23 protein-coding genes, 1 pseudogene and 1 riboswitch are annotated in these 25,321 nt (G+C 69.3%); of the genes and pseudogenes, 16 read left to right on the top strand and 8 right to left on the bottom strand.

Annotated elements, in window-relative coordinates:
* The 8 genes from KY497_RS05075 (at position 1) to KY497_RS05110 (ending at position 6,193) form a co-directional block, all read left to right on the top strand.
* Positions 1–408 carry a phage holin family protein gene (locus tag KY497_RS05075; RefSeq protein ID WP_141387124.1) on the top strand — a complete coding sequence of 136 codons (408 nt, stop codon included), beginning with the start codon at positions 1–3 and terminating at the stop codon, positions 406–408.
* Positions 395–667, top strand: coding sequence for a hypothetical protein (locus tag KY497_RS05080; RefSeq protein ID WP_017829545.1), 273 nt, complete (start codon positions 395–397; stop codon positions 665–667). The genes KY497_RS05075 and KY497_RS05080 overlap by 14 nt, the downstream gene beginning before the upstream one ends.
* A gap of 79 nt (positions 668–746) precedes the next feature.
* Entirely contained in the window at positions 747–1,427 is a 681-nt protein-coding gene (gene hemQ / locus KY497_RS05085) for a hydrogen peroxide-dependent heme synthase (RefSeq protein WP_017829544.1), read from the top strand.
* Between the two features lie 4 nt (positions 1,428–1,431).
* Positions 1,432–2,427: a hydroxymethylbilane synthase gene (gene hemC / locus KY497_RS05090; protein ID WP_055866189.1), complete on the top strand. Its 996-nt coding sequence runs from the start codon at positions 1,432–1,434 to the stop codon at positions 2,425–2,427.
* Positions 2,424–3,221 (top strand): uroporphyrinogen-III synthase, encoded by a 798-nt coding sequence (locus KY497_RS05095; protein WP_017829542.1) that lies wholly within the window; start codon positions 2,424–2,426, stop codon positions 3,219–3,221. Before hemC ends, KY497_RS05095 begins: the two co-directional genes overlap by 4 nt.
* Positions 3,218–4,195, top strand: coding sequence for a porphobilinogen synthase (hemB, locus tag KY497_RS05100; RefSeq protein ID WP_219869978.1), 978 nt, complete (start codon positions 3,218–3,220; stop codon positions 4,193–4,195). Before KY497_RS05095 ends, hemB begins: the two co-directional genes overlap by 4 nt.
* A gap of 22 nt (positions 4,196–4,217) precedes the next feature.
* On the top strand, positions 4,218–5,540 hold the full coding sequence (locus tag KY497_RS05105) for a glutamate-1-semialdehyde 2,1-aminomutase (protein WP_219869979.1): 1,323 nt from the start codon (positions 4,218–4,220) through the stop codon (positions 5,538–5,540).
* A 203-nt stretch (positions 5,541–5,743) separates the two neighbouring features.
* Complete coding sequence (locus KY497_RS05110) at positions 5,744–6,193, top strand: hypothetical protein (RefSeq protein WP_219869980.1); 450 nt, start codon at positions 5,744–5,746, stop codon at positions 6,191–6,193.
* 100 nt (positions 6,194–6,293) lie between these two features.
* On the opposite strand, the gene KY497_RS05115 is transcribed toward KY497_RS05110, so the two are convergent.
* Positions 6,294–8,282, bottom strand: coding sequence for an ATP-binding cassette domain-containing protein (locus KY497_RS05115; protein ID WP_219869981.1), 1,989 nt, complete (start codon positions 8,280–8,282; stop codon positions 6,294–6,296).
* A gap of 115 nt (positions 8,283–8,397) precedes the next feature.
* Between KY497_RS05115 and KY497_RS05120 the strand changes: the two genes are divergently transcribed.
* From KY497_RS05120 to KY497_RS05130, 3 genes are all read left to right on the top strand, one after another.
* A complete protein-coding gene (locus KY497_RS05120) occupies positions 8,398–9,459 on the top strand; it encodes an enoyl-CoA hydratase/isomerase family protein (protein WP_219869982.1) in 1,062 nt (353 codons plus the stop codon).
* A gap of 340 nt (positions 9,460–9,799) precedes the next feature.
* The gene (locus KY497_RS05125; protein ID WP_055866173.1) at positions 9,800–11,527 is read left to right on the top strand and encodes an ABC transporter ATP-binding protein; all 1,728 of its coding nucleotides are present in this window, start codon (positions 9,800–9,802) and stop codon (positions 11,525–11,527) included.
* Positions 11,524–13,785, top strand: coding sequence for an ABC transporter ATP-binding protein (locus tag KY497_RS05130; RefSeq protein ID WP_219869983.1), 2,262 nt, complete (start codon positions 11,524–11,526; stop codon positions 13,783–13,785). Before KY497_RS05125 ends, KY497_RS05130 begins: the two co-directional genes overlap by 4 nt.
* 143 nt (positions 13,786–13,928) lie before the next feature.
* Here the strand turns inward: KY497_RS05130 and KY497_RS05135 are convergent, their stop codons facing one another.
* Positions 13,929–15,632 (bottom strand): D-alanyl-D-alanine carboxypeptidase family protein, encoded by a 1,704-nt coding sequence (locus KY497_RS05135; protein WP_219869984.1) that lies wholly within the window; start codon positions 15,630–15,632, stop codon positions 13,929–13,931.
* Between the two features lie 81 nt (positions 15,633–15,713).
* Positions 15,714–15,825: riboswitch (TPP riboswitch) on the top strand.
* Between KY497_RS05135 and KY497_RS05140 the strand changes: the two genes are divergently transcribed.
* The 3 genes from KY497_RS05140 to KY497_RS05150 all read left to right on the top strand — a co-directional run bounded on the left by KY497_RS05140 (position 15,816) and on the right by KY497_RS05150 (position 18,699).
* The gene (locus KY497_RS05140) at positions 15,816–16,454 is read left to right on the top strand and encodes an ECF transporter S component (RefSeq protein ID WP_141387111.1); all 639 of its coding nucleotides are present in this window, start codon (positions 15,816–15,818) and stop codon (positions 16,452–16,454) included. It overlaps the preceding riboswitch by 10 nt.
* Positions 16,454–17,911, top strand: a complete 1,458-nt coding sequence (locus tag KY497_RS05145) for an ABC transporter ATP-binding protein (protein ID WP_219869985.1) — start codon at positions 16,454–16,456, stop codon at positions 17,909–17,911. The genes KY497_RS05140 and KY497_RS05145 overlap by 1 nt, the downstream gene beginning before the upstream one ends.
* Positions 17,908–18,699: an energy-coupling factor transporter transmembrane protein EcfT gene (locus KY497_RS05150; RefSeq protein WP_219869986.1), complete on the top strand. Its 792-nt coding sequence runs from the start codon at positions 17,908–17,910 to the stop codon at positions 18,697–18,699. Before KY497_RS05145 ends, KY497_RS05150 begins: the two co-directional genes overlap by 4 nt.
* A 1-nt stretch (position 18,700) precedes the next feature.
* Here KY497_RS05150 and KY497_RS05155 read toward each other — a convergent pair whose 3' ends face one another.
* The 3 genes from KY497_RS05155 to KY497_RS05165 all read right to left on the bottom strand — a co-directional run bounded on the left by KY497_RS05155 (position 18,701) and on the right by KY497_RS05165 (position 21,523).
* The gene (locus tag KY497_RS05155; protein ID WP_219869987.1) at positions 18,701–19,396 is read right to left on the bottom strand and encodes a TrkA family potassium uptake protein; all 696 of its coding nucleotides are present in this window, start codon (positions 19,394–19,396) and stop codon (positions 18,701–18,703) included.
* Positions 19,397–19,436: 40 nt separating this feature from the next.
* Complete coding sequence (locus KY497_RS05160; protein ID WP_219869988.1) at positions 19,437–20,801, bottom strand: TrkH family potassium uptake protein; 1,365 nt, start codon at positions 20,799–20,801, stop codon at positions 19,437–19,439.
* 98 nt (positions 20,802–20,899) lie between these two features.
* Entirely contained in the window at positions 20,900–21,523 is a 624-nt protein-coding gene (locus KY497_RS05165; RefSeq protein ID WP_219869989.1) for an aminoglycoside 3'-phosphotransferase, read from the bottom strand.
* A gap of 171 nt (positions 21,524–21,694) precedes the next feature.
* Between KY497_RS05165 and KY497_RS05170 the strand changes: the two genes are divergently transcribed.
* Both KY497_RS05170 and KY497_RS05175 read left to right on the top strand, forming a co-directional pair.
* A complete protein-coding gene (locus KY497_RS05170; protein WP_055874651.1) occupies positions 21,695–22,453 on the top strand; it encodes an SDR family NAD(P)-dependent oxidoreductase in 759 nt (252 codons plus the stop codon).
* 46 nt (positions 22,454–22,499) lie between these two features.
* Complete coding sequence (locus KY497_RS05175) at positions 22,500–23,330, top strand: NAD(P)-dependent oxidoreductase (RefSeq protein WP_017829524.1); 831 nt, start codon at positions 22,500–22,502, stop codon at positions 23,328–23,330.
* A 16-nt stretch (positions 23,331–23,346) separates the two neighbouring features.
* On the opposite strand, the pseudogene KY497_RS05180 reads toward KY497_RS05175, so the two are convergent.
* From KY497_RS05180 to KY497_RS05190, 3 genes and pseudogenes are all read right to left on the bottom strand, one after another.
* Positions 23,347–24,018 (bottom strand): annotated as a pseudogene (locus tag KY497_RS05180) (sulfite exporter TauE/SafE family protein); the annotation flags it as partial.
* Between the two features lie 27 nt (positions 24,019–24,045).
* Positions 24,046–24,684, bottom strand: a complete 639-nt coding sequence (locus KY497_RS05185; RefSeq protein WP_219869990.1) for a bifunctional 4-hydroxy-2-oxoglutarate aldolase/2-dehydro-3-deoxy-phosphogluconate aldolase — start codon at positions 24,682–24,684, stop codon at positions 24,046–24,048.
* A gap of 62 nt (positions 24,685–24,746) precedes the next feature.
* Entirely contained in the window at positions 24,747–25,307 is a 561-nt protein-coding gene (locus tag KY497_RS05190; RefSeq protein ID WP_219869991.1) for a ribosomal protein L7/L12, read from the bottom strand.
* Positions 25,308–25,321: the final 14 nt, after the last annotated feature.

The following is a 25,321-nucleotide window of genomic DNA, read 5'->3' on the forward strand; positions in this document are numbered from 1 at the left end:
ATGCCCAGCGGATACCGCGATCGCGCCGACGACAGCCTGCTGACTCTCCTCGGAGATCTGCCGGAACTCGTCACGAATCTGGTCAAGGCCGAGATCGACGCCGCCAAGGCGTGGGTCTCGCGCACCTCGAAGGATGCCGGCATCGGTTCCATGTGGTTCCTCGTCGCGCTGTTCTTCCTGTTCTGGGCCGTGCCCGTCATCCTCGTCTTCGCGATCGCCGGGCTGTCGTCCTGGTGGCCGGTGTGGCTCTCGGCGATCGCGGTGTTCGGCATCCTGATCCTCGCGGTGCTGCTGTTCGCGTTGCTCGGGATCCTCAAGTTCCGCAAGGTGCTCGCGCGCCAGAACCCGGCGCAGGCCGTCGCCGAAGACATCCGACTCGTGAAGGAGGCCGGCGATGACGAGTTCTGAGTCGCTGCCGCGCACCGCCGTTCCCGGCGGGATCGTCGACCCCGTCGCTTCGGCCCGTGCCGAGCTGAAGGCCGCCCTCGCGGCGATCGAGGTCAAGGGGAACATCCCGCGCCGGGTCGAGAAGGCGTCGACACGTGCGGTGGCGAAGGCCCGCGTGTTCGCCGATCGGAACCCGATCGGCGCGATCGCCGCCGCCGTCGGAATCGCTGCCGCAGTCGGGGGCGCGGTCTGGGCGATCGCGCGCTTCATCTCGCGCTGAGGCGCAGCATTCCGGGAAGCCGCGAGCAGCCCTCCCGGGTGATTAGCGGCTCCTGCGCAAACGAGGCAGACTGGGGAGCATGATGTCCGAAGAGCGCGATGAGAACCCGTCCGGCTTCACCCTCTGGGCTGTCTGGCGACGAAACCCCGACCTCCCCGTGACGGAGAACGACTCGACCGAGCTCGAGACGATCGTCTCCTACATCGAGGACTCGGGTGTCACCGTCCGCGGCTTCTACGACGTCTCCGGACTCAAGGCCGACGCCGACCTCATGGTGTGGCTGCACGGCGACACCGCCGAGGAGCTGCAGAAGGCGCTGCGTCGCCTGCGTCGCACCGAGCTGCTGCGTTCGCTCCTCCCGGTGTGGAACGTCATGGGCGTGCACCGCGACGCGGAGTTCAACCGCTCCCACGTCCCGGGCTTCCTGCGGGGTATGGACCCCAAGGACTGGCTGTGCCTGTACCCGTTCGTGCGCACGCCGGAGTGGTACCTCGCCCCGGAGGAGGAGCGTCGCAAGATGCTCGCCGACCACGGACGCAAGGGCGCGGCGTTCACGGGCGTTCTCGCCAACACCGTCGCCTCCTTCGCTCTCGGCGACTACGAATGGCTGCTGCCGCTCGAAGCCGATGAGCTCACCGACCTCGTCGACATGATGCGCGATCTCCGCTACACCGACGCTCGCATGTACGTGAAGGAGGAGGTGCCCTTCTACACCGGGCGCAGGCTCCGGTTCGACGAGATCGCGGACGTGCTCCAGTAAGCCCATGAGTACCCCCATTCGTCTGGGCACCCGCCGCAGCGCGCTCGCGCAGGCGCAGTCGGGTCACGTCGCCGCAGCCCTCGAGAAGCTCTCGGGGCGCCGCGTCGAGCTCGTCCCGATCACCAGCGAGGGCGACACGAATCGTGCCTCGCTCTCCGAGATCGGCGGTCAGGGCATCTTCGCCACGCGTCTTCGCGAGGCTCTGTTCGCGGGCGAGTGCGACTTCCTCGTGCACTCCCTGAAGGATCTGCCGACCGCCGTCCCCGAGGGCCTCGTGATCGCGGCGACGCCGAAGCGCGAGGATCCGCGCGATGTGGTCCTCACCCGCGACGGCACCCCGCTGCACGAGCTGCGCTCCGGGAGCACGGTGGGCACAGGGTCGCCGCGTCGCATCGCGCAGGTGCATCGACGCGCGCCGAAGGCCGAGGTCGTCGACATCCGCGGGAATGTCGACTCCCGTCTCGCCCGGGTCACATCGGGTGAGCTGGACGCGGTCATCCTCGCGGCGGCAGGTCTCTCCAGGCTCGGCGCGGAGACGCCGCTACGGCGCGAGGAGCTCGGTCTCGCCGAATGGCCGACCGCGCCAGGGCAGGGCTCGCTCGCCGTCGAGACCCGCGCGGATGCGCCGGAGGAGCTGCTCGCGGCCCTTGCCGGTCTCGACGACACCGACACTCGTCTGGCCATCACGGTGGAACGCGCGATCCTGCAGGGATTGGACGCAGGATGCCAGGCGCCGATGGCCGCGCATGCGGTGGTCGAAGGCTCCTCGATCCGGGTCAGGACGGTCGTCTACGCCGCCGACGGAGGGCGCCGGATCGGGCTCGACGTCACGGAAGACCTGAACGGGGAGTATATTCGTCGGAACGGCAGTGGCAATGGAGCGGATGCTGCCGATGGTGCAGACCCGATGCACGCAGCGCGCGAGCTCGGGTTCACTGTTGCCCGTCGGCTGCTCGATCAAGGGGCGGCCGGCCTCGTATCCCGAGAGCAATCCTCATGACCACTTCCGAAATCAAGCAGGACCGACCGTTGGACGGCTGGCGCATCCTCGTGCCCCGTGGCGGGCCGTGGGGCGACAGCGTCGCCGCGAGCCTGCGGGCTCTGGGCGCCGTGCCGGTCGTCGCACCATTGATCAACTTCGCCCCGACGACGGATCAGGCGACGCTCGACACCGCGCTGGCGCAGTTGGCCGCGGGCGAGTTCGACTGGCTGACGGTCACGAGCGCCACCACCGTCGACGTGCTCTTCGCCCACCGGGCGGCGGTGCCGCGGGAGACCAAGATCGCCGCCGTGGGCGAGACGACCGCGGCGGCGCTGCAGGCGGTCGGCTACGAGGTCACACTGGTCCCCGAGCAGGACAACTCGGCAGAGGGCATGGCGCAGCAGCTCATCGCCCTCGAGAAGGAGCCGCGTCGCATCCTCGCCCTTCGCAGCGAGATCGCGAAGCCCGTGCTGAGCAGACTGCTCTCCGAGGCGGGTCATGACGTACATGGCGTCGTCGCCTATCGCACGGTCGGTGTGCCGGTCACGGAACGGATCCGCCGCGACGTCGAGAACGGCCGGATCAACGCGATCCTCATCACCAGCGGCTCGGTCGCCGAGCAGGTGCGCGAGCAGTTCCCGGAGATCCCCGATGACACGCTGCTCGCGGCGATCGGACCACGCACGGCGAATGACGCCCAGCGTGCCGGTCTGCCGGTGTCGGTCGTCGCCGACCGTCAGACCATCGACGCCCTGATCGATGCGGTCTCGCACTTCACGCTTCCGCACGCGGCCGACGAGTTCGCGCCGTGAGCTTTCCCGATGTCCGGCTGAGGCGAGTGCGTCAGTCTCGTGCGGTGCGTGATCTCGTGCGCGAGACCTCGCTGCAGCCGCGGCAGCTCGTGCTGCCCCTGTTCGTGCGCGAAGGCATCGCCGAACCCGTGAAGATCGGGTCGATGCCCGGTGTCGCTCAGCACTCGCTCGACTCGCTGCGCGCAGCCGCGGTCGAGGCCGCGGAGGCCGGGGTCGGCGGCGTGATGCTGTTCGGTGTGCCCGCGGTGCGCGACGCCGTCGGCTCCGGCGCCGATGATCCGCGAGGCATCCTGAACGTCGCGACGGAAGCGCTGGCCTCCGAGGTCGGCGACGCGCTCGTCGTGCAGACGGATCTATGCCTGGACGAGTTCACCGATCATGGTCACTGCGGCGTGCTCGCCGCCGACGGGTCAGTCGACAACGACGCGACGCTCGAGCGGTACACCTCGATGGCGCTGGCGCAGGCCCGTGCCGGCTCTCAGCTGCTGGGGCTGTCCGGGATGATGGACGGCCAGGTCACGGTGATCCGCAGGGCGCTCGACGCCGAGGGCTTCACCGACACGCTTCTGCTCGCCTACGCCGCGAAGTACGCGAGCGCCTTCTACGGACCCTTCCGCGAGGCGGTCGACTCTCAGCTGAAGGGCGACCGTCGCACGTACCAACTCGATCCGGGCAACCGGCGCGAGGGCGTGCGCGAGGCTGTCGTCGATGAGGCCGAGGGCGCCGACATCGTCATGGTGAAACCGGCCATGGCCTTCCTCGACGTGCTGCGCGAGGTTCGCGACACGGTGAGTATTCCCGTGTGGGCATATCAGGTGTCCGGCGAGTACGCGATGATCGAAGCCGCCGGCGCGAACGGCTGGATCGACCGTCGTGCGGCCATCCTCGAATCCCTTCTCTCCATCCGCCGCGCCGGTGCGGATGCGGTGCTCACCTACTGGGCCACCGAAGCGGCCGGCTGGCTGCGCGACTGACTTCACCGAGGAGCTCTCCTTCATGACCGACCGCAATGACGACCTGTTCTCCGCTGCCCGCGCGGTGATCCCCGGTGGGGTCAACTCGCCGGTGCGCGCCTACGGTTCGGTCGGCGGGACGCCGCGGTTCCTCGCCTCCGCTAAGGGGGCGCGGGTCACTGACGCGGCTGGTCGTGATTACGTCGACCTCGTCGCTTCGTGGGGTCCTGCCCTGCTCGGTCACGCGCACCCCGAGATCGTCGCGGCGGTGCAGGAGGCGGCGTCCCGCGGCCTGTCCTTCGGCGCGCCGACCGAGGGCGAGGTCGAGCTCGCCACGCTGATCGCCGACCGCGTGCGGTTCGGCGAGGTCCGTCCTGTCGAGCGCGTGCGTCTGGTCTCCACCGGAACCGAGGCGACCATGACGGCGATCCGCCTCGCGCGGGGCGCCACTGGTCGCGACCTGCTCGTGAAGTTCGCCGGGCACTACCACGGTCACTCCGACGGTCTTCTCGCCGAGGCGGGTTCGGGTGTCGCCACGCTCGCCCTTCCCGGTTCTGCCGGGGTTCCGGCGCCGATCGCGGCCCAGACTCTCGTGATCGGCTACAACGACCCGGATGCGCTGGCTGCGGTGTTCGCCGAGCATGGTCAGCGCATCGCCGCCGTGATCGTCGAAGCGTCGGCGGCGAACATGGGCGTCGTCGCGCCGATGCCCGGGTTCAACCGGCTGATCGCCGAGACCGCCCACGCGCACGGTGCCCTGATGATCATCGACGAGGTGCTCACCGGATTCCGCGTGCACCCGGCAGGGTTCTGGGGTCTGCAGGCCGCAGCGGGCGAGGACTATCTGCCCGACATCTTCACCTTCGGCAAGGTCGTCGGCGGGGGGATGCCGTTGGCGGCGCTGGGTGGACGAGCCGAGATCATGGACCTGCTGGCTCCGCTCGGACCGGTGTACCAGGCAGGGACGCTGTCCGGGAACCCGCTCTCGGTCGCTGCGGGGCTCGCGACGCTGCGGCTCGCGACGCCTGAGGTCTACGCGACCGTCGACGCGGCGGCCGCACGGGTGTCCGCTGCTCTCGATGGCGCTCTCACATCGGCGGGTGTGACGCACGCGGTCGCCACCGCCGGCAACCTGTTCAACGCGTCCTTCCGGGCATCGGCGCCGAGGGACTATGCCGAGGCTCAGGCGCAGGAATCGTACCGCTACGCGCCGTTCTTCCACTCGCTGCGTGAGCAGGGCGTGGCTCTTCCGCCGAGCGTGTTCGAGGCCTGGTTCCTCACCGCAGCGCACGGCGAGGAAGAGCTGCAGCAGATCGAGGCCGCCCTCCCCGCTGCTGCGGCTGCCGCGGCGGCCGCGCGCCCGTAACGCGACTCCGGTCAGAAGTGCATCGGTCGGCGCCTCGCGCTGATCGGTGGCATTCGCGCACCCGGCAGTGAATCGAGTATGGTACATATGTTCGAATCACGGGGAAGGAATCATGATGACTGGTGCTGATCGACAAGGGATCGTTGCGTTCCTGTGAACAACTTCCAGACAACTGGCAGGACGGCGCTGGCAGACTGGGTGACATGGTGACGTTGTTGCTGGACCAGACGCAACTCGAGGTCGTTCTCTCGCCGATCGAACGTGCCGCCACCTTCCACCGCGACAACCTCCGGATCGCGCGCGACACCATCACCAAGGTGCAGCTGACAGAAGATGCCTGGACCTGGCTGCGTGGAGTCCCCAACCCCGGGACGCACATCCCCGGTGTGCTCGCTGCGGGCAGCTGGAAGGCCGCGGGCAGCCTCGACTTCGTGCTGATCCGCCGGCGTCGCCCGAGTGTCGTGATCGACCTCGAGGGCGATGAGCACTACCGACGGCTGATCCTCACCACGAGTCACGGGCTCGCGCTCACGCAGGCACTGCGCCTCGACGCGACCGACGAACCGGCGAACGTTGAAGAGATCGTGGCGACCGCACCGGTGCCCGTCTCGAAGGGCCGCCGCCGGCCCGTCATCCGGCCCCGACCCGCCTGACTTGCAGCTCCGGGGTGCACGCCGGGTGCGGCGACCTCCTCTGAACAAAGAACGCCCTCCAGATCTGCGGGTCCGGAGGGCGTTCTATGTCAGCTGAAGCTCAGTTGTGGTGATGCTCGTCGCCGTCGTGGTTCTCGTCGTCGGCATGGTTCTGATCACCGTCGGCGTGGTTCTGATCGCCATCGGCAGGGCCGGATTCCTCGGTGCCGGACTCCGGGTGCTCTGACGTGTCGTGACCGGCTTCGTCCGTCTCGGAGTGACCCGAGGACTCCGCGAGCGGCACGGTGTCGATGACGCCGGTGGATGCGACGGTCCAGTGCGCGCCCTCTGCGGGGGTGTCGTCGCTGCCCGCCGTCTCGCTCTCCGCGCTCAGCGGGTAGTCCTTGGGCTCGTCCTCGTAGTACGCACGCGCCGCCGCGGCGAGCATCGAGCTCACCGCCGCAGAGCGGGGGTCTTCGTCGTCGACAGGGGAGGAATCGGCGTCGGCGTCGGACGCGGGGGCCTTGTCATCCTCGGATGCGTCGTGGAGATCGGCGAAGATCTCGACACCGCTGTGGTCCTCGTCGCCGTGCACCTCCTCGGAGCCGGGGGCGTCGACCGATAGGGCGGCAACGCCGTCGGCGTCCTCGGCAGAGGCGTCGTTCACCGCGGTCGGTGCTGCAGCACCGAACAGGATCTCATCGAACGACCGTTCCGGGGCCTCCTCGAAGGAGACCGCGTCGTCCTGAACGTCGTGACCCGGCTCGCCGTCGGTCTGCTCGCCGTCGGTCTGCTGGTCGTCAGTCTCCAGTCCGTCGACCACCGCGGCGTCCGCGGATGCGTCGCCTTCAGCAGCATCGCCCGCCTCTTCGGTCGCCGCGTCCACGTCGGCATCCACGTCCACGTCACCGGCAGGAGTATCAGACTCATCCGCGACCTGCTGGGTGTTTTCCTGTTCCGTGCGGTCGTGGTCCGTGTCGACGGATGCGGCGAGGTCGTCGGCCACGGCTGCGCCCGCAGGAGCGGCGGCTGCCTCGGCCGCCCATGCGGCAGCTGCGGCGACCGGGATGGCGACCACCGAATCGGCGGGTGACGGTGCGGAAGCGTCTGCCGCGCCTTCGGAAGCACTCTCGTCGGCAGCGGCCTCTTCCGCGCTCGCCTCCGAGGGAACCGGCGCGGCGAGCTGCGCCGGGGCCGTCGCAGTGTTCGGTGCGAAACGGCCCCCGCGCATCAGATCGATGAAGACGTCTTCGAGCGTCGGTCCGCGCTGCACCAGGGTGCTCAGAGCGATGCCCGCCTCGGCGGCGACGGCGCCGACCGTGCCGGCATCTCCGCCGCGCACCGTCAGGCCCGAGCGCAGCACCTCGATGTCGAATCCGGCCGCCATGAGCGAAGCCGTCAGCGCGGCGCGATCAGCGGCGTCGACGATGACGGAGCCGCCCTTGGGGTCGGCGAGGGTCTCGATGCCGCTGGCCAGTACGAGCGTGCCCTTCGAGAGCACGAGCACGTTGTCGGCGACCTGCTCGACCTCGCTGAGGACGTGCGACGACACGAGCACGGTGCGTCCCTCGTCGGCGAGACGTCGCATCAGCAGTCGCATCCAGCGGATGCCCTCGGGGTCGAGTCCGTTGGCCGGCTCGTCGAAGACGAGGGCGCCGGGGTCGCCGAGGAGCGCGTGGGCGACGCTGAGCCGCTGACGCATGCCGAGGGAGAAGCCGCCGATGCGGGAGTCGCCCTCGCCCTCGAGGCCGACCAGCGAGAGCACTTCGCCGACGCGCGACAGGGGGATGCCGTTCGCCTTGGCGGCGATGGTCAGCTGGCGTTCGGCGGTGCGGCGAGGGCGGTAGACCGTCTCCTCGAGCACCGCGCCGATCGTGCGCAGCGGCTGGCGGAGCTCGGCGTAGGTGGCCCCGCCGATGGTCGCCGTGCCGGATGTGGCGCGCACCTGACCGAGCAGGATGCGCAGCGTCGTGGTCTTGCCGGCTCCGTTCGGGCCGAGGAAGGCGGTGACGGCACCGGGCTCGACGCGCGCGGAGAAGTCCGAGACGGCGGTCACCTCATTGAAGCGCTTCGTCACGTGCGTGAACTCGAGCACCTGTCCTTCAGGCATCCGTGACCTCTCGTCGCATTTTGAACAGTTCCTCCCTATCCTGCCGGAAAAGCCTGTCGGATCCCGCATTTCGCGCGGAACACCGCCGTTTGCCGAAAGGGGTAGCCTGGCGAGCGTGACCGATTCTCACGCTGCATCCCGCGTCCTCGTCCGCACCGAAGGGGCGCTCGGGCGGCTCACGCTCAATCGCCCCGAGGCGATCAACGCCCTCGACGTCGAGATGATCCAGGCCCTCACCGCGGCGTTGAACGCCTGGCGAGACGACACCGACGTGCAGATCGTGCTGCTGGACGGGGCAGGCGGGCGTGGCATGTGTGCGGGCGGCGACGTGCGCGCACTGCACGCGCAGATCGTGGCAGGTCAGGCCGAGCAGACCGCCGAGTTCTTCCGTGCCGAGTACGCGTTGAACGCCATGATCGCCGAGTACCCCAAGCCGGTGGTGGCCTTCGCCGACGGCATCACGATGGGCGGCGGAATCGGGCTCGCCGGTCACGCGGCGATCCGTATCGTCACGGAGCGCTCCCAGCTCGCGATGCCCGAGACGCGCATCGGATTCACGCCGGACGTCGGCGGCACCTGGCTGCTCGGCCGCGCTCCCGGACGGCTCGGCGAGTACTTCGGTCTCACCGGGGCAGTGATGAATGGAGCGGATGCCGTCTACCTCGGGTTCGCCGATCACTACGTGCCGTCGGAGCGCCTCGAGGCGCTGAGCGAGGCTCTCGCATTCCGCGCCGACCCGACGAGCCCCAGCGAGATCGTGCTGCTGTTCGACGAGACGCCCGAGCCCTCGCAGCTGCCCGCGTCGAGGGAGTGGATCGACGAGGCCTTCTCCGCTCCCACCGTGGGCGAGATCATCGAACGCCTGCAGGCGCAGGGCACGACGGATGCCGCCGCAACCGCGGATCTCCTCGAGGGGCTGGCGCCGACCGGCCTCACGGTCACGCTCGATGCCGTGCGCGAGGCGCGCGACCTGCCGGGGCTTCGCGCGGCACTGGAGGGCGAGTACCGCCGCGTGATGTGGTTCGTGAACGAGCACCCCGACCTCGTCGAGGGCATCCGCGCGCAGATCGTCGACAAGGATCGCAACCCGAAGTGGGACCCGGCGACCCTGGCCGAGCTCGCTCCGGACGCCGGTGCCCCCGCGCGCGCGTACGTTCCGCAGCCCGCCCTGTTCTGAGCCCGGGTTGTTCTGAGCGAGGGCGTGTTCACCTGTCGGGAGGATGCACGGTTGTCGGGTTGAACCGGCGGTTTCGGCACGCTGGACGCCGGAACTCCCGACGGACGAACTCCGGTGAGCTCGAGGTCGTACGTCACGGGGCCGGTTCGCCGGAAACTCGTCGTGTGTCCGCGCGGAGAAACCGCTGATCGGAGCGGGAGGCGGTTCGCTGTGAGCGAAGGTCCACCGTGAGGGGGATACGAATGTCCGTGGATCGTGGCACTCTGTCTTGTGGCCGATTGTCGGTCGGCATCCGTCTGCCGAGAAATCCGCCGCTTCATCCTTCCTAGAAAGTCCGCCTGTGCTGGGAAAAATTCTCCTTCGCTATCTCTCCCGATACCGATGGCTGCTGCTCGCGGTGCTGGTCTTCCAGCTCGCCAGCGTGGCGGCGACCCTTTACCTCCCGCGCCTGAACGCCGACATCATCGACAAGGGCGTCGCCCGCGGTGACACCGCGTACATCTGGAGCACCGGTCTGTTCATGCTCGCGGTCTCGCTGGGGCAGATCATCGCCTCCGTCACCGCGACGTACTTCGCCGCGCGCGCCGCGATGGGCGCCGGCCGCGACATCCGCGCCGACGTGTTCGGCAAGGTCAGCGGCTTCTCCGAGCGCGAGGTCTCGCAGTTCGGCGCCGGCTCGCTCATCACCCGCAACACGAACGACGTGCAGCAGGTGCAGATGCTCGCGATGATGGGCGCCACCATGCTCGTCACGGCCCCGCTGCTCGCGATCGGCGGCATCATCTTCGCCGTGCAGACCAACGTCGGCCTGAGCTGGCTCATCGCCGTCTCGGTGCCGCTGCTGCTGATCCTGGCCGCCGTCGTCATCGGGCGCATGGTGCCGCTGTTCCGCAGCTACCAGGGCAAGCTCGACAACGTCAACCGCATCATGCGTGAGCAGCTCACGGGTGTCCGTGTTGTGCGCGCCTTCGTGCGCGAGCGCATCGAGGAGGAGCGCTTCCGCGGCGCCAACACCGACATCATGGTGGTCGGGCGCAAGGTCGGCTCGCTCTTCGTGCTGCTGTTCCCGCTGTTCATGCTCATCCTCAACGTCACCGTCGTCTCGGTCATCTGGTTCGGCGGCATCGAGGTCAACAACGGCACGGTGCAGGTGGGCACGCTGTTCGCCTTCATGCAGTACATCGGCCAGATCATGGGCGGCGTCATCATGGCCAGCTTCATGGCGATGATGATCCCGCGCGCCGCGGTCTCGGCCGAGCGCATCGGCGAGGTGCTCGACTCCGAGTCCACTCTGGTCCGCCCCGAGAACGGCGTCACGGAGTTCCCGGTCCCCGGTGCCGTCGCACTCGACGACGTCGAGTTCACCTACCCCGGAGCCGACTCCCCGGTGCTCACCGGCATCAGCTTCGCCGCGCAGCCGGGTGAGACGGTCGCGATCGTCGGATCCACCGGATCGGGCAAGACGACCCTCGTGTCGCTCATCCCGCGTCTGTTCGACGTCTCGGGTGGTGCCGTGCACGTCGGCGGCACCGATGTGCGCGAGGCCGACGTCGAGTCCCTCTGGGACAGTATCGGCCTGGTGCCGCAGCGTCCGTTCCTCTTCACCGGCACCGTCGCGTCGAACCTGCGTTACGGCCGCGAAGAGGCGACGGACGAAGAGCTCTGGCACGCACTCGACATCGCTCAGGGCCGCGACTTCGTCGAAGAGATGCCCGACGGCCTCGAGTCCCGCATCGCCCAGGGCGGCACGAACGTCTCCGGCGGTCAGCGTCAGCGACTCGCGATCGCCCGTGCGATCGTGCACCAGCCGCAGATCCTCGTCTTCGACGACTCGTTCTCGGCCCTCGACCTCACGACCGATGCCCGGCTCCGCCAGGCACTGTGGCGGGAACTCCCGCACGTGACGAAGATCGTGGTCGCCCAGCGCATCTCCACGATCACGGATGCCGATCGCATCGTCGTCCTCGACGGCGGCACCATGGTCGGCGTCGGCACGCATGAGGAACTGCTCGAGACGAGCGACACCTACCGAGAGATCGTCGAGTCGCAGCTGGGGGTGGACGCATGAGCGCGCAGGACAACGACCAGGCCAAGGCCAAGCGCGGCCGGGGCAAGGCGGCACCCGCCGTGGCCGAGGTCGAGCTGAGCGCCGAGGAGAAGTACGAGGCCGAGCTCGCCGAGCAGGCGCGTCAGAACTCCGGCGATTGGGACAGTGTCGCACCCGGCAAGGCCGACAACTTCGGCCCCAGCTTCGCGCGCATGATCGGGCTGCTGAAGCCGTCGGCCATCTGGTTCGTCTTCGTGTCGGTCCTGGGCGCGATCGGCGTGGTCCTGACGGTCGCGGCGCCCAAGGTGCTCGCCGAGGCGACGAACCTCGTCTACAAGGGCTTCATCTCCATCCAGCTCGGACAGCCGACCGACGGGTTCCCCGGCTTCCCCGCCGGCACCTCGCAGGACGTCGTGGTCGAGGCCCTGCGAGCCGGCGGCCAAGACGACTTCGCGAACCAGGTCGGGGCGCTGGGCGACTTCACCGTCGGCCAGGGCGTCGACTTCGACGCGTTGCGGCTCGTCATCGCGGCGGTCCTCGGGATCTATGTGGCCGCGGCCTTCCTCACCTGGATCCAGGGCTACGTCATCAACGTGATCATGGTCCGCACCATGTGGCGACTACGCGAGTCCGTCGAGGCGAAGATCAACCGCCTGCCGCTGGCCTACTTCGACAAGGTGCAGCGCGGCGAGCTGATCTCGCGCGTCACGAACGACATCGACAACATCACGCAGACGATGCAGCAGTCGCTCTCCGGTGCCCTCACCTCGGTGCTCACCGTGATCGGCGTGCTCGTCATGATGTTCTCGATCTCGTGGCAGCTCGCGCTCGTGGCCCTGGTCACGCTGCCGCTCATGGGAGTGATCTTCGGCATCATCGGACCGCGGTCGCAGAAGGCCTTCGGCATGCAGTGGCGCAAGGTCGGTCGACTGAACGCCCGTGTCGAGGAGGCATTCTCGGGCCACGCGCTGGTGAAGGTCTTCGGACGCGAGAAGGATGCGCTTGACCGGTTCCAGGTCGAGAACGAAGAGCTGTTCCAGGCGAGCTTCAAGGCGCAGTTCCTCTCCGGCATCATCATGCCGGCCATGATGTTCGTCGGGAATCTCAGCTACGTGGGCATCGCGGTGCTCGGCGGTCTGATGGTCGCGAACGGTCAGCTCCGTCTCGGTGACGTGCAGGCGTTCATCCAGTACTCGCAGCAGTTCACGCAGCCGCTGTCCGAGCTGGGTGGCATGGCCGCGGTCGTGCAGTCCGGAACGGCATCGGCCGAGCGTGTCTTCGAGCTGCTGGACGCCGATGAGCAGGAGGCCGATGACGCCGACGCTCCCGATCTGGTGGAGGGCAAGGGTGTGATCGAGTTCGAGAACGTCGCGTTCTCCTACACGCCGGAGCGTCCGCTCATCCGCGACCTGTCGTTCCGGGTCGAGCCCGGGCAGACGGTCGCCATCGTGGGCCCGACCGGGGCGGGGAAGACCACGCTGGTCAACCTGATCATGCGCTTCTACGAGCTCAGCGGCGGGCGGATCATGCTCGACGGCCAGGACATCGCCGAGGTCACCCGCGACGAGCTGCGCTCACGCACCGGCATGGTGCTCCAGGATCCGTGGCTGTTCGCCGGCAGCATCCGCGAGAACATCCGTTACGGGCGCTCCACCGCGACCGATGACGAGGTTCTCGCCGCCGCCAGAGCGACCTACGTCGACCGCTTCGTGCACGCCCTCCCCGAGGGTTACGACACGGTGCTCGACGAGGATGCAGCGAACGTGTCGGCGGGTGAGCGCCAGCTCATCACCATCGCGCGAGCCTTCGTCGCGCAGCCGTCGATCCTCATCCTCGATGAGGCCACCTCGGCGGTCGACACCCGCACCGAGCTGCTGCTCCAACACGCGATGGCCGCGCTCCGTGAAGGACGTACATCGTTCGTGATCGCGCACCGTCTGTCGACGATCCGCGACGCCGACCTCATCCTGGTGATGGAGCATGGCGACATCGTGGAGAAGGGCACGCACGACGAGCTGATCGCCGCGCAGGGCGCCTACTGGCGTCTGTACCAGTCGCAGTTCGAGCAGGCGGCGACCGACATCGACGCCGACAACGCCCTCACCGGGGCGACCCCGGTCGTCGTCACGGGCGAGGCGACCGACGTCGAAGGCGCCGCTGCGGAGGCTGCTGCCGCCGCGGCCGGATCCTCGGTGGGTGCCCAGGTGCCGGCCGCGGAGACGGCGGCCGCTCAGGCTCTGCTGGAAGACGGAGCGGACGGCTCCGCCCGCCGCTCCTGATCTGCGGACACATCCCAGAACGACGCCCCATTCCGCTCACGCGGGGTGGGGCGTCGTCCTGTGCCGGTCACGCGACCGGGAGGCGTACGACGCGACCGGGAGGCGCACGACGCGCTCGGGAGATGCGTGAGCGGAGAGGGTGGTCAGGAGCGGTCGGTCGTGATGCCGAGCAGTTCCAGCGGGTGGGTCAGACGCCACCACGGGCTCGGGCCCTCGACGTCTTCGGCCAGCACCAGAGGCGTCGTGATGGTGTTGAGGGGGCCGGCTGTGGTCAGCGTCCCCACCGCGTCGTCCTGTTCACGCTCGTCGCCGAGGGCGAAGTCCGCCGTGGCCGTGGCAGTCGCTGCGTTCCAGAGCACCACGTCGGCGTCGGATTCGGTGATGACGTCGACCTTCTCACCCCAGGGGGTCGTGACCTGACCGACAACCGTGTTCTTCGCGACGGCCGGGGCCTGAGCTTCCAGCGCGGCTTCCGCCTCGGTGAACAGGGAGCGGGTGAGGGCGAGTCGCTGGTCGTTGCCGGCCTGGTTCAGGGCCGCGGCGTAGAGGTGCACGGTCGTGTCGCCGATGACCACATCCTTCGCGGTGAGCAGGTTCCAGCCCACGAGCGTGCCGGTCTTGATGCCCACGACACCGGGGTCGTCGAGCATTCCGTTCGTGTTCACGACGGTGCCGGCACCCGGAAGATCGACTAACCTGGTCCCCACGATCTCTGCGAATACCCGGTTCTGCATGGCGCGCTCACCGAGGGCGATCAGAGCCTCGGGAGTGGCGACGTTGCGTTCGTCGAAGCCCGACGGCGTCACCACGGTGATGCCGGTGAGCCCGCGCTCTCGCAGCCAGACCTCTGCCGCACGGGCGAACTCGCGATCGGAACCCCAGATCTCGGTTGCCAGGCGGTCGATGTAGTTGTTCGCCGAGCCCATGAGCGTGCCCTGCAGCAGCTGATACTCCGTCAGAACGCCGCCGATCGGCACATCGAGGGCGGACTGGTCGCTACGGCGGTAGTCCCAGTACTTCACGCTGTCGGCGCGGGTGAAGGAGAACTCGGGGCCCTGCTCGCCGAGCGCGAGCGGCATCCGGTCGAGCACCATCAAGCTGCTCACCACCTTGGTGATGCTCGCGATGCTCACCGCATCGGGGACCGATGCCGCGGTGCCCATGCCGGCGATCCCCACGGCGCCGGCGCCCTCGGTCGGCCAGGTGACCGTGGCAGCGGCGGCGGGCGTCGTCGCAAAATCGACCGACTGCACCGTGGGCGGCACCTCGTGCAACGGCCACAGCAGCGTGGTGCCCGCGTATACGGCGACGATGCCGACGAGCGTGGACAGCGGCACCAGGATTCCGGGGCGGGCGATGGCCGGACGAAGACGCGCCCCACGCAGCAGGCCGTCCGTCGGTTCTGCTTCCGACGTCTCGTCGAGAGTCGCGGCGTCGGTGCCGGCGGCGACCGTCGCGGTGTCCACCCAGGTCAGAGCTGTGGCGGTGGTGGTGTCATCCGCCCACCGGGGTGACGCGCCGTCCAGCAGGGCGAGGGCGTCGTCAGCGGTCTCTGCGGCGATGGGCTCGCGAGGAACGAAAGGCGGCTTGGTCAGGGCGGGGGTCGCCGGTTCCGGCGACACCACCGGCTCCGGCGACACCACCGGCTCCGGCGGCACGACGGGATCCGGCGCGACCACCGGCTCCGCGACCACCGGCTCCGCGGCGAGCGCGGGTGTCGACGTCTGCTCGGCCGTCAGCACCGAACCGGCTGCCGCAGCATCGACAGGTCCGGAGGGGGAGGCGTTCGCCGGGCCGTCGTCGCCGACGACCCCCGTCGCCTCGTCGGCGGGATCTGAAGCGGTCACTCGTTTACGGTACCCAATCTCGGGCGAGTTCCGCGGTGCGCGGCCTTGTCGCCGTGCGGGTGTCGCCGGCGGTAGGATCGTCAGCACAACCACGGGAGTCCGGCGAGCCGGGCTGAGAGGGAGCGAATCGCGCTTCGACCGTCGAACCTGATCTGGGTCATGCCAGCGCAGGGAGGAGTTCAGATGAGTACGTCCACATCCGCGACCGCGAAGACGCAGGGGAACACCCCGGGCCGGAGCTACCTGCGCTGGCGGATCGTCGACATCGTCGTCGCCAGCGTCCTCGGAGTCGCAGCCGGCCTGATCTTCCTGGCCTGGAACGTCGGGTACCTCGGGCCGAAAGCCCTGCTCGAGCCGCTGCTGCCCGGCATCCAGGGCCTCCTCGACGGCCCGTGGCTCTTCGCCGGCGTGCTCGGCGGACTCATCATCCGCAAGGCCGGGGCGGCGATCTACGTCGAGCTGCTCGCCGCGGTCGTCTCCGCTCTCATCGGCAACCAGTGGGGCGGGTTCCTCACGCTCGAGGCCGGTCTCGTGCAGGGCCTCGGCGCCGAGCTGATCTTCCTGCTCTTCTTCTACCGCCGCTGGTCGCTGCCGGTCGCGATCCTCGCGGGCGCGGGCGCGGCTCTGGCCGGCGGGATCAACAACCTGGTGCTCTGGTACGCCGGCTCCGGTCCCGCGTTCACGATCATCTACCTGATCAGCACGGTCATCTCGGGAGCGGTCATCGCCGGTGCCCTGTCCTGGGTGCTGGCGCGCGGCATCGCCGCCACGGGCGCCCTCGACCGGTTCGGTTCCGGGCGCGAGGCGCGCGTCCGCGTCTGATGGGTGCGGATCAGGCCACCCCGGCCGCCGTCGAGGCGCGCGGCTGGGGGTGGCGTCACGCCAGTCGCCTCGCCTGGGCGCTGCGCGACATCTCCTTCCGCATCGAGCCCGGTGAGCGTGTGCTCGTGCTCGGCGCGTCGGGTGCGGGCAAGTCGACCCTGCTGCACGGCCTCGCCGGCGTGCTCGGGGGTGAGGAAGAGGGCGAGAGCGAGGGCACGCTGATCGTCGACGGCGCTCCTGCCGTGGCCACCCGCGGACGTGCAGGGCTCGTGCTGCAGGACCCCGACTCCCAGGTGATCCTCGCGCGAGTGGGCGATGACGTGGCGTTCGGCTGCGAGAACCTCGGAGTGCCGCGAGCGCAGATCTGGCCGCGGGTGGAGGCGGCCCTGGATGCCGTCGGCCTCGACGTGCCGCTCGGGCACCCGACCAAGGCCCTGTCCGGTGGGCAGAAGCAGCGGCTGGCGCTCGCCGGGGTGCTGGCGATGGGGCCGGGTCTGGTGCTGCTCGATGAACCGACGGCGAATCTCGATCCCGCCGGGGTCATAGAGGTGCGCGATGCCGTGGAGCGGATGCTGCAGGCTCAGCCGTCGACGCTCATCGTCGTCGAGCACCGCCTCGAGGTCTGGTTGCCGCTCATCACGCGCGTGATCGTGATCGGGAGCGGCGGTGTGGTCGCCGACGGCGCACCGGCGGAAGTCCTCGGAGTCCGTGGTGCGCAGCTGGCCGCGGACGGCGTCTGGGTGCCGGGGCATCCTCCCGCCGCGCCGCCGCCCCCGCTCTGGCCGCCGGGGGAGACCCTGCTCTCGGCGCGCGACCTGGCCGTCGCCCGCGTCAAGGGACGCCCTGTCGCCACCGGTGTCGACCTCGATGTGCACGCGGGGGAGGCGCTCGCGATCACCGGGCCCAACGGGGCGGGCAAGTCGACGCTCGGTCTGACCCTCGCCGGGCTCCTTCCTCCAGCGAGTGGCGCGGTCGAGGCATCCGCGCTCCTCGCGAACGGTGCGGTGTCCGCGCCGATCAGCTGGAGTTCACGGGATCTGCTGACCCGGATCGGCATGGTGTTCCAGGAGCCGGAGCATCAGCTGCTCGCGAAGACCGTGCGCGAGGAACTGGCCGTCGGGCCACGGGCGCTCGGGATGACCGACGACGAGATCACCGCTCGCAGCGACGAGCTGCTCGCCCGTCTGCGCCTCGCCCACCTCGCCGCCGCCAACCCGTACACGCTCTCCGGCGGTGAGAAGCGCCGGCTCACGGTGGCTGCGGCCATCGCGACCAGACCGCGCGTGCTCGTGCTCGACGAGCCCACCTTCGGGCAGGACGCCCGCACCTGGACCGAACTCGTCGCCATGCTCGCCGCGCTCCGAGACGAGGGTGCGGCCATCGTCACGATCACGCACGACCTCGAAGTCGTGCGCGCCCTGCACGCCGCGCGGTTCGAGCTGGGGGGTGCGTCATGAGCCTTCTCGAGACGCGCGCACGCACCGGAGCGCTCGCCACGGTCAACCCGGTGGCCAAGCTCGGGGTGAGCGCGCTCATCGCGGTACCCCTGATCCTGACTCTCGATCCGGTCTCGGCCTCCGTCGCTCTCGCTCTGGAGTTCGTGCTGTTCCTGTTCGCCGGGATCGGCTGGCGCGAGTTCTGGGTGCGCACCTGGCCGGTGTGGCTCGCAGCGCCCCTCACCGGTCTCACGATCGCGCTCTACGGTCAGACCAGCGGCGTCGTCTACGTCGACTGGTTCGTGCTGCGCATCAGCGAGGGATCGCTCGCGCTGGCGCTCGCGACGATGCTGCGTGTGCTGGCGATCGCGCTGCCGTCGGTGGTGCTCTTCATCACCGTCGATCCGACCGACCTCGCCGACGGTCTCGGCCAGATCGTCCGTCTGCCCGCCCGATTCGTGCTCGGTGCCCTCGCGGGCCTCCGGATGGTGGGCCTCTTTCTCGACGATTGGCGTGCGCTCGAGCTGGCGCGCCGGGCCAGGGGCGTGGCCGATCGCGGCCGCATCCGTCGCTTCCTGGGGATGGCCTTCGCCCTGCTCGTGCTCTCCATCCGCCGCGGCGCCAAACTGGCGACGGCCATGGAGGCGCGGGGCTTCGGGGCGCCGGGCCGGCGCACCTGGGCGCGAGAGTCGCGCTTCCGGGCGGCCGAATGGCTGCTGCTCGCCGTGGGCGCGGCCATCTCCGGCATCGCGGTCGCTGCCGCCGTCGTCACCGGGGCGTGGAACTTCATCCTCGGCCCCTCGGGCTGAGTCAACGCAACTGCGCGAACCTCTCTACCTTCGTGGTCGGACCGACGACGAGCACGGTGTCTCCTTCGCCCAGCACGGTGTCGGCCTCGGCGTTTCGCCATTCCCCTCGTTCGGGTCGATACGCGGCCACCGTGATCCCGTGCGTGCTGCGCACGGCGGCCTCTCTCAAGGTGATGCCCTGCAGGTGCCGGGGTGCGACGGTCTTGACGATCGCGTAGCCGCGGTCGATCTCCAGGTAGTCGGCGGCCGCGCCGCGCACGAGGTGGGCGACGCGTCGGCCCATGTCCTTCTCCGGATAGATGACGCGATGCACGCCGAGCTGTTCGAGGACCGCCCCGTGCTGCTCGTCGACCGCTTTGGCCCAGATCACGGGCACCTGCAACTGGAGCAGCAGGGACGCGGTGAGGATCGACGCGGTGATGTCGTTGCCGATCGCGAGGACGACACGATCGAACTCGCCGACCGCGAGCTGTTGGAGCACGTCGAGCCGCGTCGAGTCCGCTCTGACCACCTGCGTGAGCTCGCCGTTGAGGGACTGCACGATGTCCTCGTCGGCGTCGATGCCGAGGACCTCGGTGCCCGACGACATCAGTTCGAGCGCGAGGGAGGTCCCGAAGCGTCCGAGGCCGATCACCGCGACGGAATCGGCTTCGGCGATGCGCCGGGCGTCAGGGGTGAAGGAGAGGAACTTGGTCATGTGGTGTCCTTGTCGTCGAGCGATCGTGGGGGGAGACCGGTCAGCCGATCGCCGGGCGCTCCTTGGGCAGCTCGTACGCCGTCCGCCGTTGGCGCAGGGCCAGCGCGGAACCCAGCGTCAGCGGTCCGAGCCGGCCGAGGAACATCAGGAGAACGAGGATGAGCTGCGCGGCCGCCGGCAGATCGGCCGTGATGCCGGTGGACATGCCGACGGTGCCGAACGCCGAGACGACTTCGAAGAGCACGCGATCGAGGTCGAGATCCGTCATCGCGAGTATCGCGATCACTGCGCTCATCACCGCGGCGAGGGCGACGATCACCACGGTGATGGCCTCCCTGTGCACAGCCCGCGAGAGCCGCTTCCCGAACACGTTCACCGCGGTCCCGCCGCGGAACTCGGTCCACATGATGAACAGAAGGACGGCGAAGGTCGTCACCTTGATGCCGCCGGCGGTGCCTGCCGGTCCGCCTCCGATGAACATCAGCACATCTGTGACGAGCCAGGTCTCATCGTGCATGAGCGAGGTGTCCACGGAGTTGAAGCCGGCCGTGCGGGCCTGCACCGAATGGAAGAACCCCGCCAGCATGCGGGAGGCGGGATCGAGCGGTCCCAGCGTGCCGGGATTGTTCCACTCCACGACCACCGTGAACCCCGTGCCGAGGGTGAGCAGGACGAGGGTGGCGACGAGCACGATCCGCGTGTTCATCGACCAGTGCAGCGGGTTCCTGAACTCCTTCCGGAGCTGTCGAAGCACGGGGAAGCCGAGCCCGCCGAGGATGATCGCGATGCAGATCGGGATGCAGATCCACGGGTCGGACACGAACCCGATCAGGCTGTCGGTGTACAGCGCGAACCCCGCGTTGTTGAAGGACGACACGGCGTGGAAGACGGCGTGCCAGGCGGCTCGGCCCACGTCGTAGTCGTAGCCGGCCCAGAAGCGGACGAACAGGACCGTCGCGACCGCCGCCTCGATGATCAAGGTCGTGATCAGGATGCCGATCGCGGTGCGCTTCATGTCGCCCACACCCGTGGACTTCGTCTCGGTGCCGGCGAAGATCCGTGAACGCACGCTGAGCTTGCGAGCGAGCGCGAAGCCGATCAGGGCCGCGAAGAGCATGATGCCGAGCCCGCCGAGCTGGATCAGGAGCAGGATCACGACTTTGCCGAACGGGCTCCAGTAGGTCGCGGTGTCGACCACGATGAGTCCCGTCACGCACACCGCAGAGGTGGAGGTGAAGAGCGCATCGACGAAGTTCGTCCAGACGCCGCTGCGCGACGAGAACGGGAGCATCAGAAGCGCGGTGCCGACGAGGATCGCCGCCCCGAAGCCGAGGGCGATCGCCTGGGCGGGGGCGAAGCCCCGCCGACGCGGGAGGCGACGCGCCGGAGCGGGGAGGGTCAACACGAGAAGTGACGTTACTCCTCGAGACGATCATCCGGGTGCCGCCGGGCGGACGGAGACGGTGCACGACGGCCTCGACGGCCGCCTCGGAGAGGTCCGGGTCAGGTCTCGTTCCAGAGCCGCCGGTAGTACGCGAGTCGGTCGCGGTCGCGGTCGGGGTCGACGCCGTACGCCTCGATGAGGGTGTCCTCCCATCCGGTGCCGAAGTTCCACATCGTGCTCATCGATGCCACGGCGATGTCGGCCCAGCGGTCGGCGACTCCGAGGGCGGCGAGATCGACGAAGGCGGTGGGGCGTCCGTCGGCGTCGGCGATCCGCTGGTGCGTGCTCCATTCCCAGGGGCACTCGGCCACCGGCAGTGCATCGTGGAGCGCGCGAAGGCCGACGCCGACCGCTCGCACCGCGCTCTCCGGTTCGGCGGCCCAGCGAGGGTCGACGGCACTGCTCGCATCGATCGCGACCGTGACGAGCCACTCGTGCGCGTCATCCTGGCCCTGCTCGAGCACCTCGGGCACCGAGATCCAGGTACGCGCCCACCTCATGCGCTCGGCTTCGTCGCGCATGTTCGCCTCGTCGTCGAGCGGCCCCCACTTGATGTACCGGCCGTCGTCGGTGCGGAAGGTCAGCCCCCCGATCCCATCGAGCCAGACCGGTGTGAGCGCGGCGCCGCGGGCGAGCTCGCGAACCCGCACCGGGACGTCGACGGAGGTGGAGGGGATGCTCATCCGTCCATCCTGCCCGACCACGATGAGCGGGATCATGCCATCGATCCAGGCGGTGTCGTAGGCTCGCTCTCGATGCAGTTCCCCCGGTCGTGGTGAAACCAAGAACCACGTAGGCTGATACTGCGTTCCATCAATGCATGTCGCACGACGACGTTCGAAGGAGAACATCAGATGCAGATCAGTGGACAGGGTGCACTCATCACCGGTGGGGCCTCGGGGCTCGGACTCGCCACGGCGCGTCGGCTGGTCGCCGCGGGAGCGCACGTCACGATCATCGACCTCGCCTCGTCGAAGGGTGCCGAGATCGCGGACGAGCTCGGCGGGCTCTTCGTCGCGGCGGATGTGACGAACGCCGATGAGGTGCAGGCGGCCGTCGCGGCCGCGCAGGCGGCGGCTCCGCTGCGCGTCGTCGTGAACTGTGCAGGGATCGCGCCGCCCGCGAAGGTGCTCGACCGCGAGGGCAATCCCGCCGTGCTCGCCGACTTCGAGCGCGTGATCCGCATCAACCTCGTCGGCACGTTCAACGTCATCTCGCAGGCCTCTGCCGTGATCGCCAAGAACGAGCTGCACGACGAGGAACGCGGCGTCATCGTGAACACCGCGAGCGTCGCCGCGTTCGACGGCCAGATCGGCCAGCCCGCCTACTCCGCATCCAAGGGCGGCGTGCACGCCATGACCCTCCCCGTGGCGCGCGAGCTCGCCCGCTACGGCATCCGGGTCTGCACGATCGCTCCCGGCATCATGGAGACGCCGATGCTGATGGGTCTCCCGCAGGCCGCTCAGGACTCCCTGGGCCAGCAGGTCCCCTTCCCGTCGCGGCTCGGCCGCCCCGACGAGTACGCCGTGCTCGTGCAGCAGATCGTCGAGAACGGCTATCTCAACGGCGAGACCATCCGCCTCGACGGCGCCATCCGCATGGCGCCGCGCTGACCCCGCGGCTGCCTTTCCCTTCGCGATCGAGAACCCAGGAGAACCCATGTCCCTTGCAGGCAAGACCATCCTGATGTCGGGCGGCAGCCGCGGCATCGGCCTCGCGATCGCGCTGCGGGCTGCCGCAGACGGTGCGAACATCGCGATGCTCGCGAAGACCGACACCCCGCATCCGAAGCTCGAGGGCACGATCCACACCGCCGCCGAGCAGATCCGCGCGGCGGGTGGCCAGGCCCTGCCGATCGTCGGCGACGTGCGCGACGACGACGACATCACCGAGGCGGTCATGAAGACGCAGGGTGAGTTCGGCGGCATCGACATCGTGATCAACAACGCCAGCGTGATCGACCTGTCGCGTTCGCTCGACCTGAACGCCAAGAAGTACGACCTGATGCAGGATGTCAACGTGCGCGGAACGTTCATGCTCTCGCGAGCGGCGGTGCCGATCCTGAAGGATGCCGAGAACCCGCACATCCTGTCGCTGTCGCCGCCCTTGAACCCCACCCCGAAGTGGCTCGGCGCGCACACCGGGTACACGCTCGCCAAGTTCGGCATGACCATGGTCACGCTCGGCCTCGCCGCCGAGTTCGCGCGCGACGGGATCGCCGCCAACACGCTCTGGCCGCGCACCACGATCGCGACCGCTGCGGTGCAGAACCTCCTCGGGGGCGACAAGGTCATGGCCGCCAGCCGCACGCCCGACATCTACGCCGATGCCGCCTACGCCGTGCTGCTCAAGCCCGCGGCGTCGTTCACCGGGCAGACGCTCATCGTCGAGGACGTGCTCGAAGCCGACGGCGTCACCGATTTCTCCGGCTACGCCGCGATCCCCGGCACCCCCGACGACGCGCTCTTCCCCGACATCTTCCTCGACTGAGACGCGGGGGATCTCCCTAGAACAGCAGGTACACGGCGCCGACGATCGTGAGGACGATCACGATGCGGTCGAACACCCGCTGATTCATCTTCCGCGCGACCCACAGGCCCAGGAGCGCACCGGCGACGACGAGCGGGGCGAGGACGGCATCCATCAGCAGCACGGGTGTCTCGAACAGTCCCAGGCCCGCGAGGAACGGCACCTTGATCGCGTTGATGATGGCGAAGAACCATGCCGATGTGCCGAGGAACACCTGCACCGGGGTGCGTGTGGCCAGGAAGTACATCGACATGACCGGCCCCCCGGCGTTCGCGACCATGGTGGTGAAGCCGCCGAGCGTGCCGTAGGTACCGGCGAGCACGATGCCACCGGACGGTGGAGCCGCGGCGTCCGCCCTGCTCTGCCGCCACCGGCGCCACAGCGTCACCGCGATCATCAGCAGCAGGATCACCCCGATCGCGCGGCGGACGATGCCGTCGCCGGCGAGCGCGAGGAAGGCGAATCCGACCAGGAGGCCGGCGATGACCGCGGGGGCCAGACGCAGCAGCGTCGGCCAATGCGCATGCCGACGGTAGGCGATGAGCGCGAACACGTCGCCGACCATGAGCAGTAGCAGCATCGCCGCCGTGGAGGTGCGTGCGGGCAGGACCGCCGCGAACAGCGCGATCGCGAGGATGCTGCCGCCGGGCCTCCTGGGTCGGCGGGTGCGGGGCGATCAGTCTCGCGTGGCGGCGAGAGCCGCGGCGAACCGTGCAGCGCGCTGCTCGATGTCGGCCCAGTCGGCGGCCTTGATCGATGCGCCGTTCGCGAGGTCGCCCCCGGCGCCGACCGCTACTGCGCCGGCGGCAAACCACGCGGCGAGGTTGTCGGGGCTCACGCCGCCGGTGGGCATCAGCGGAGCGTCGGGGAACGGTCCGCGCAGGGCGCCGAGGTACGAGGGGCCGCCGAGGGAGGCCGGGAAGATCTTCACCACGTCGACGCCCAGCTCGAGCGCGGCCATGACCTCGGTCGGTGTCATGGCTCCGGTCATCACGACGCGACCCGTGTCGAGCATGCTGCGGGTGAGGTGGGGCAGCGTGCCGGGGCTCACCAGGAACTCGGCGCCCGCCTCTGCGGCCTGCTCCGCCTGCGCTGCCGTGGTCACGGTGCCGGCGCCGATGTGGGCGGAGTCGCCGTGGCGTGCGATGAGCTCGCGGATGACGGCGGGTGCGTCGGGCGTGGAGAAGGTCACCTCGATGCCCGTGACACCGCCGCGGATGATCGCCTCGGAGGCCTCGAGCGCCAGTTCAGGGGAGGGGGCGCGGAGAACGGCGAGGATGCCGGTGCTGCGGGCGCGGTCGAGACGGTCGGGCATGGGGCTCCTTCATCGGGCGGGCTCGTCCATTCTCCCGGGCGCAGCCTGTAACGACAAGTTGGTCAGGAGGCGTGGGTGCGCGGCCAGGCCTCGATCAGTTCCTTCGACTCCTTGAGGCCGAGCCCGGTGTGCTGGCGCAGCGCCTTGATCGCGGCGATGGCGGAACCGCCGGCGACCATCCTGTCGATCTCGGTGGCGACCGACGGGGGCAGCGACGCGCGCACAGACGACGGGGTCATGGCGGTCGGGGTGATCGATGAGCGTGTGGCCGTGGCGTTCGACACGGCTGCGAGGTGCGGCGCCGTGGTGCTGACCGACCAGTGCTCGATGCGGTCCTTCGCATCCTTGAGGCCGACGCCCGAGTGGTCGCGGTAGAGCTTGATCGCGTGGATCTTCTGCCCGGCCGAGACGAGCCGGTCGATCTCGGCGATCACGGTTGGCGTCAGACCGGAGACCGACGCCGACGTGGACGAGGCCGGAGTCGTGCGCGCGGTCGTGGGCGACGGGGTGAACACCTGGGGCTCCGGCAGCTTCGGGCGCATGCCGCGCAGTGCGACCGCGAGGATCGCGACGACCACGATCAGGCCGACGACGATCGCGATGATCCACAGCACGGCATCCATGGGCTCAGTCTAGA

It is taken from the genome of Microbacterium sp. PAMC22086 (assembly GCF_019443525.1).
GTDB lineage: Bacteria > Actinomycetota > Actinomycetes > Actinomycetales > Microbacteriaceae > Microbacterium > Microbacterium maritypicum.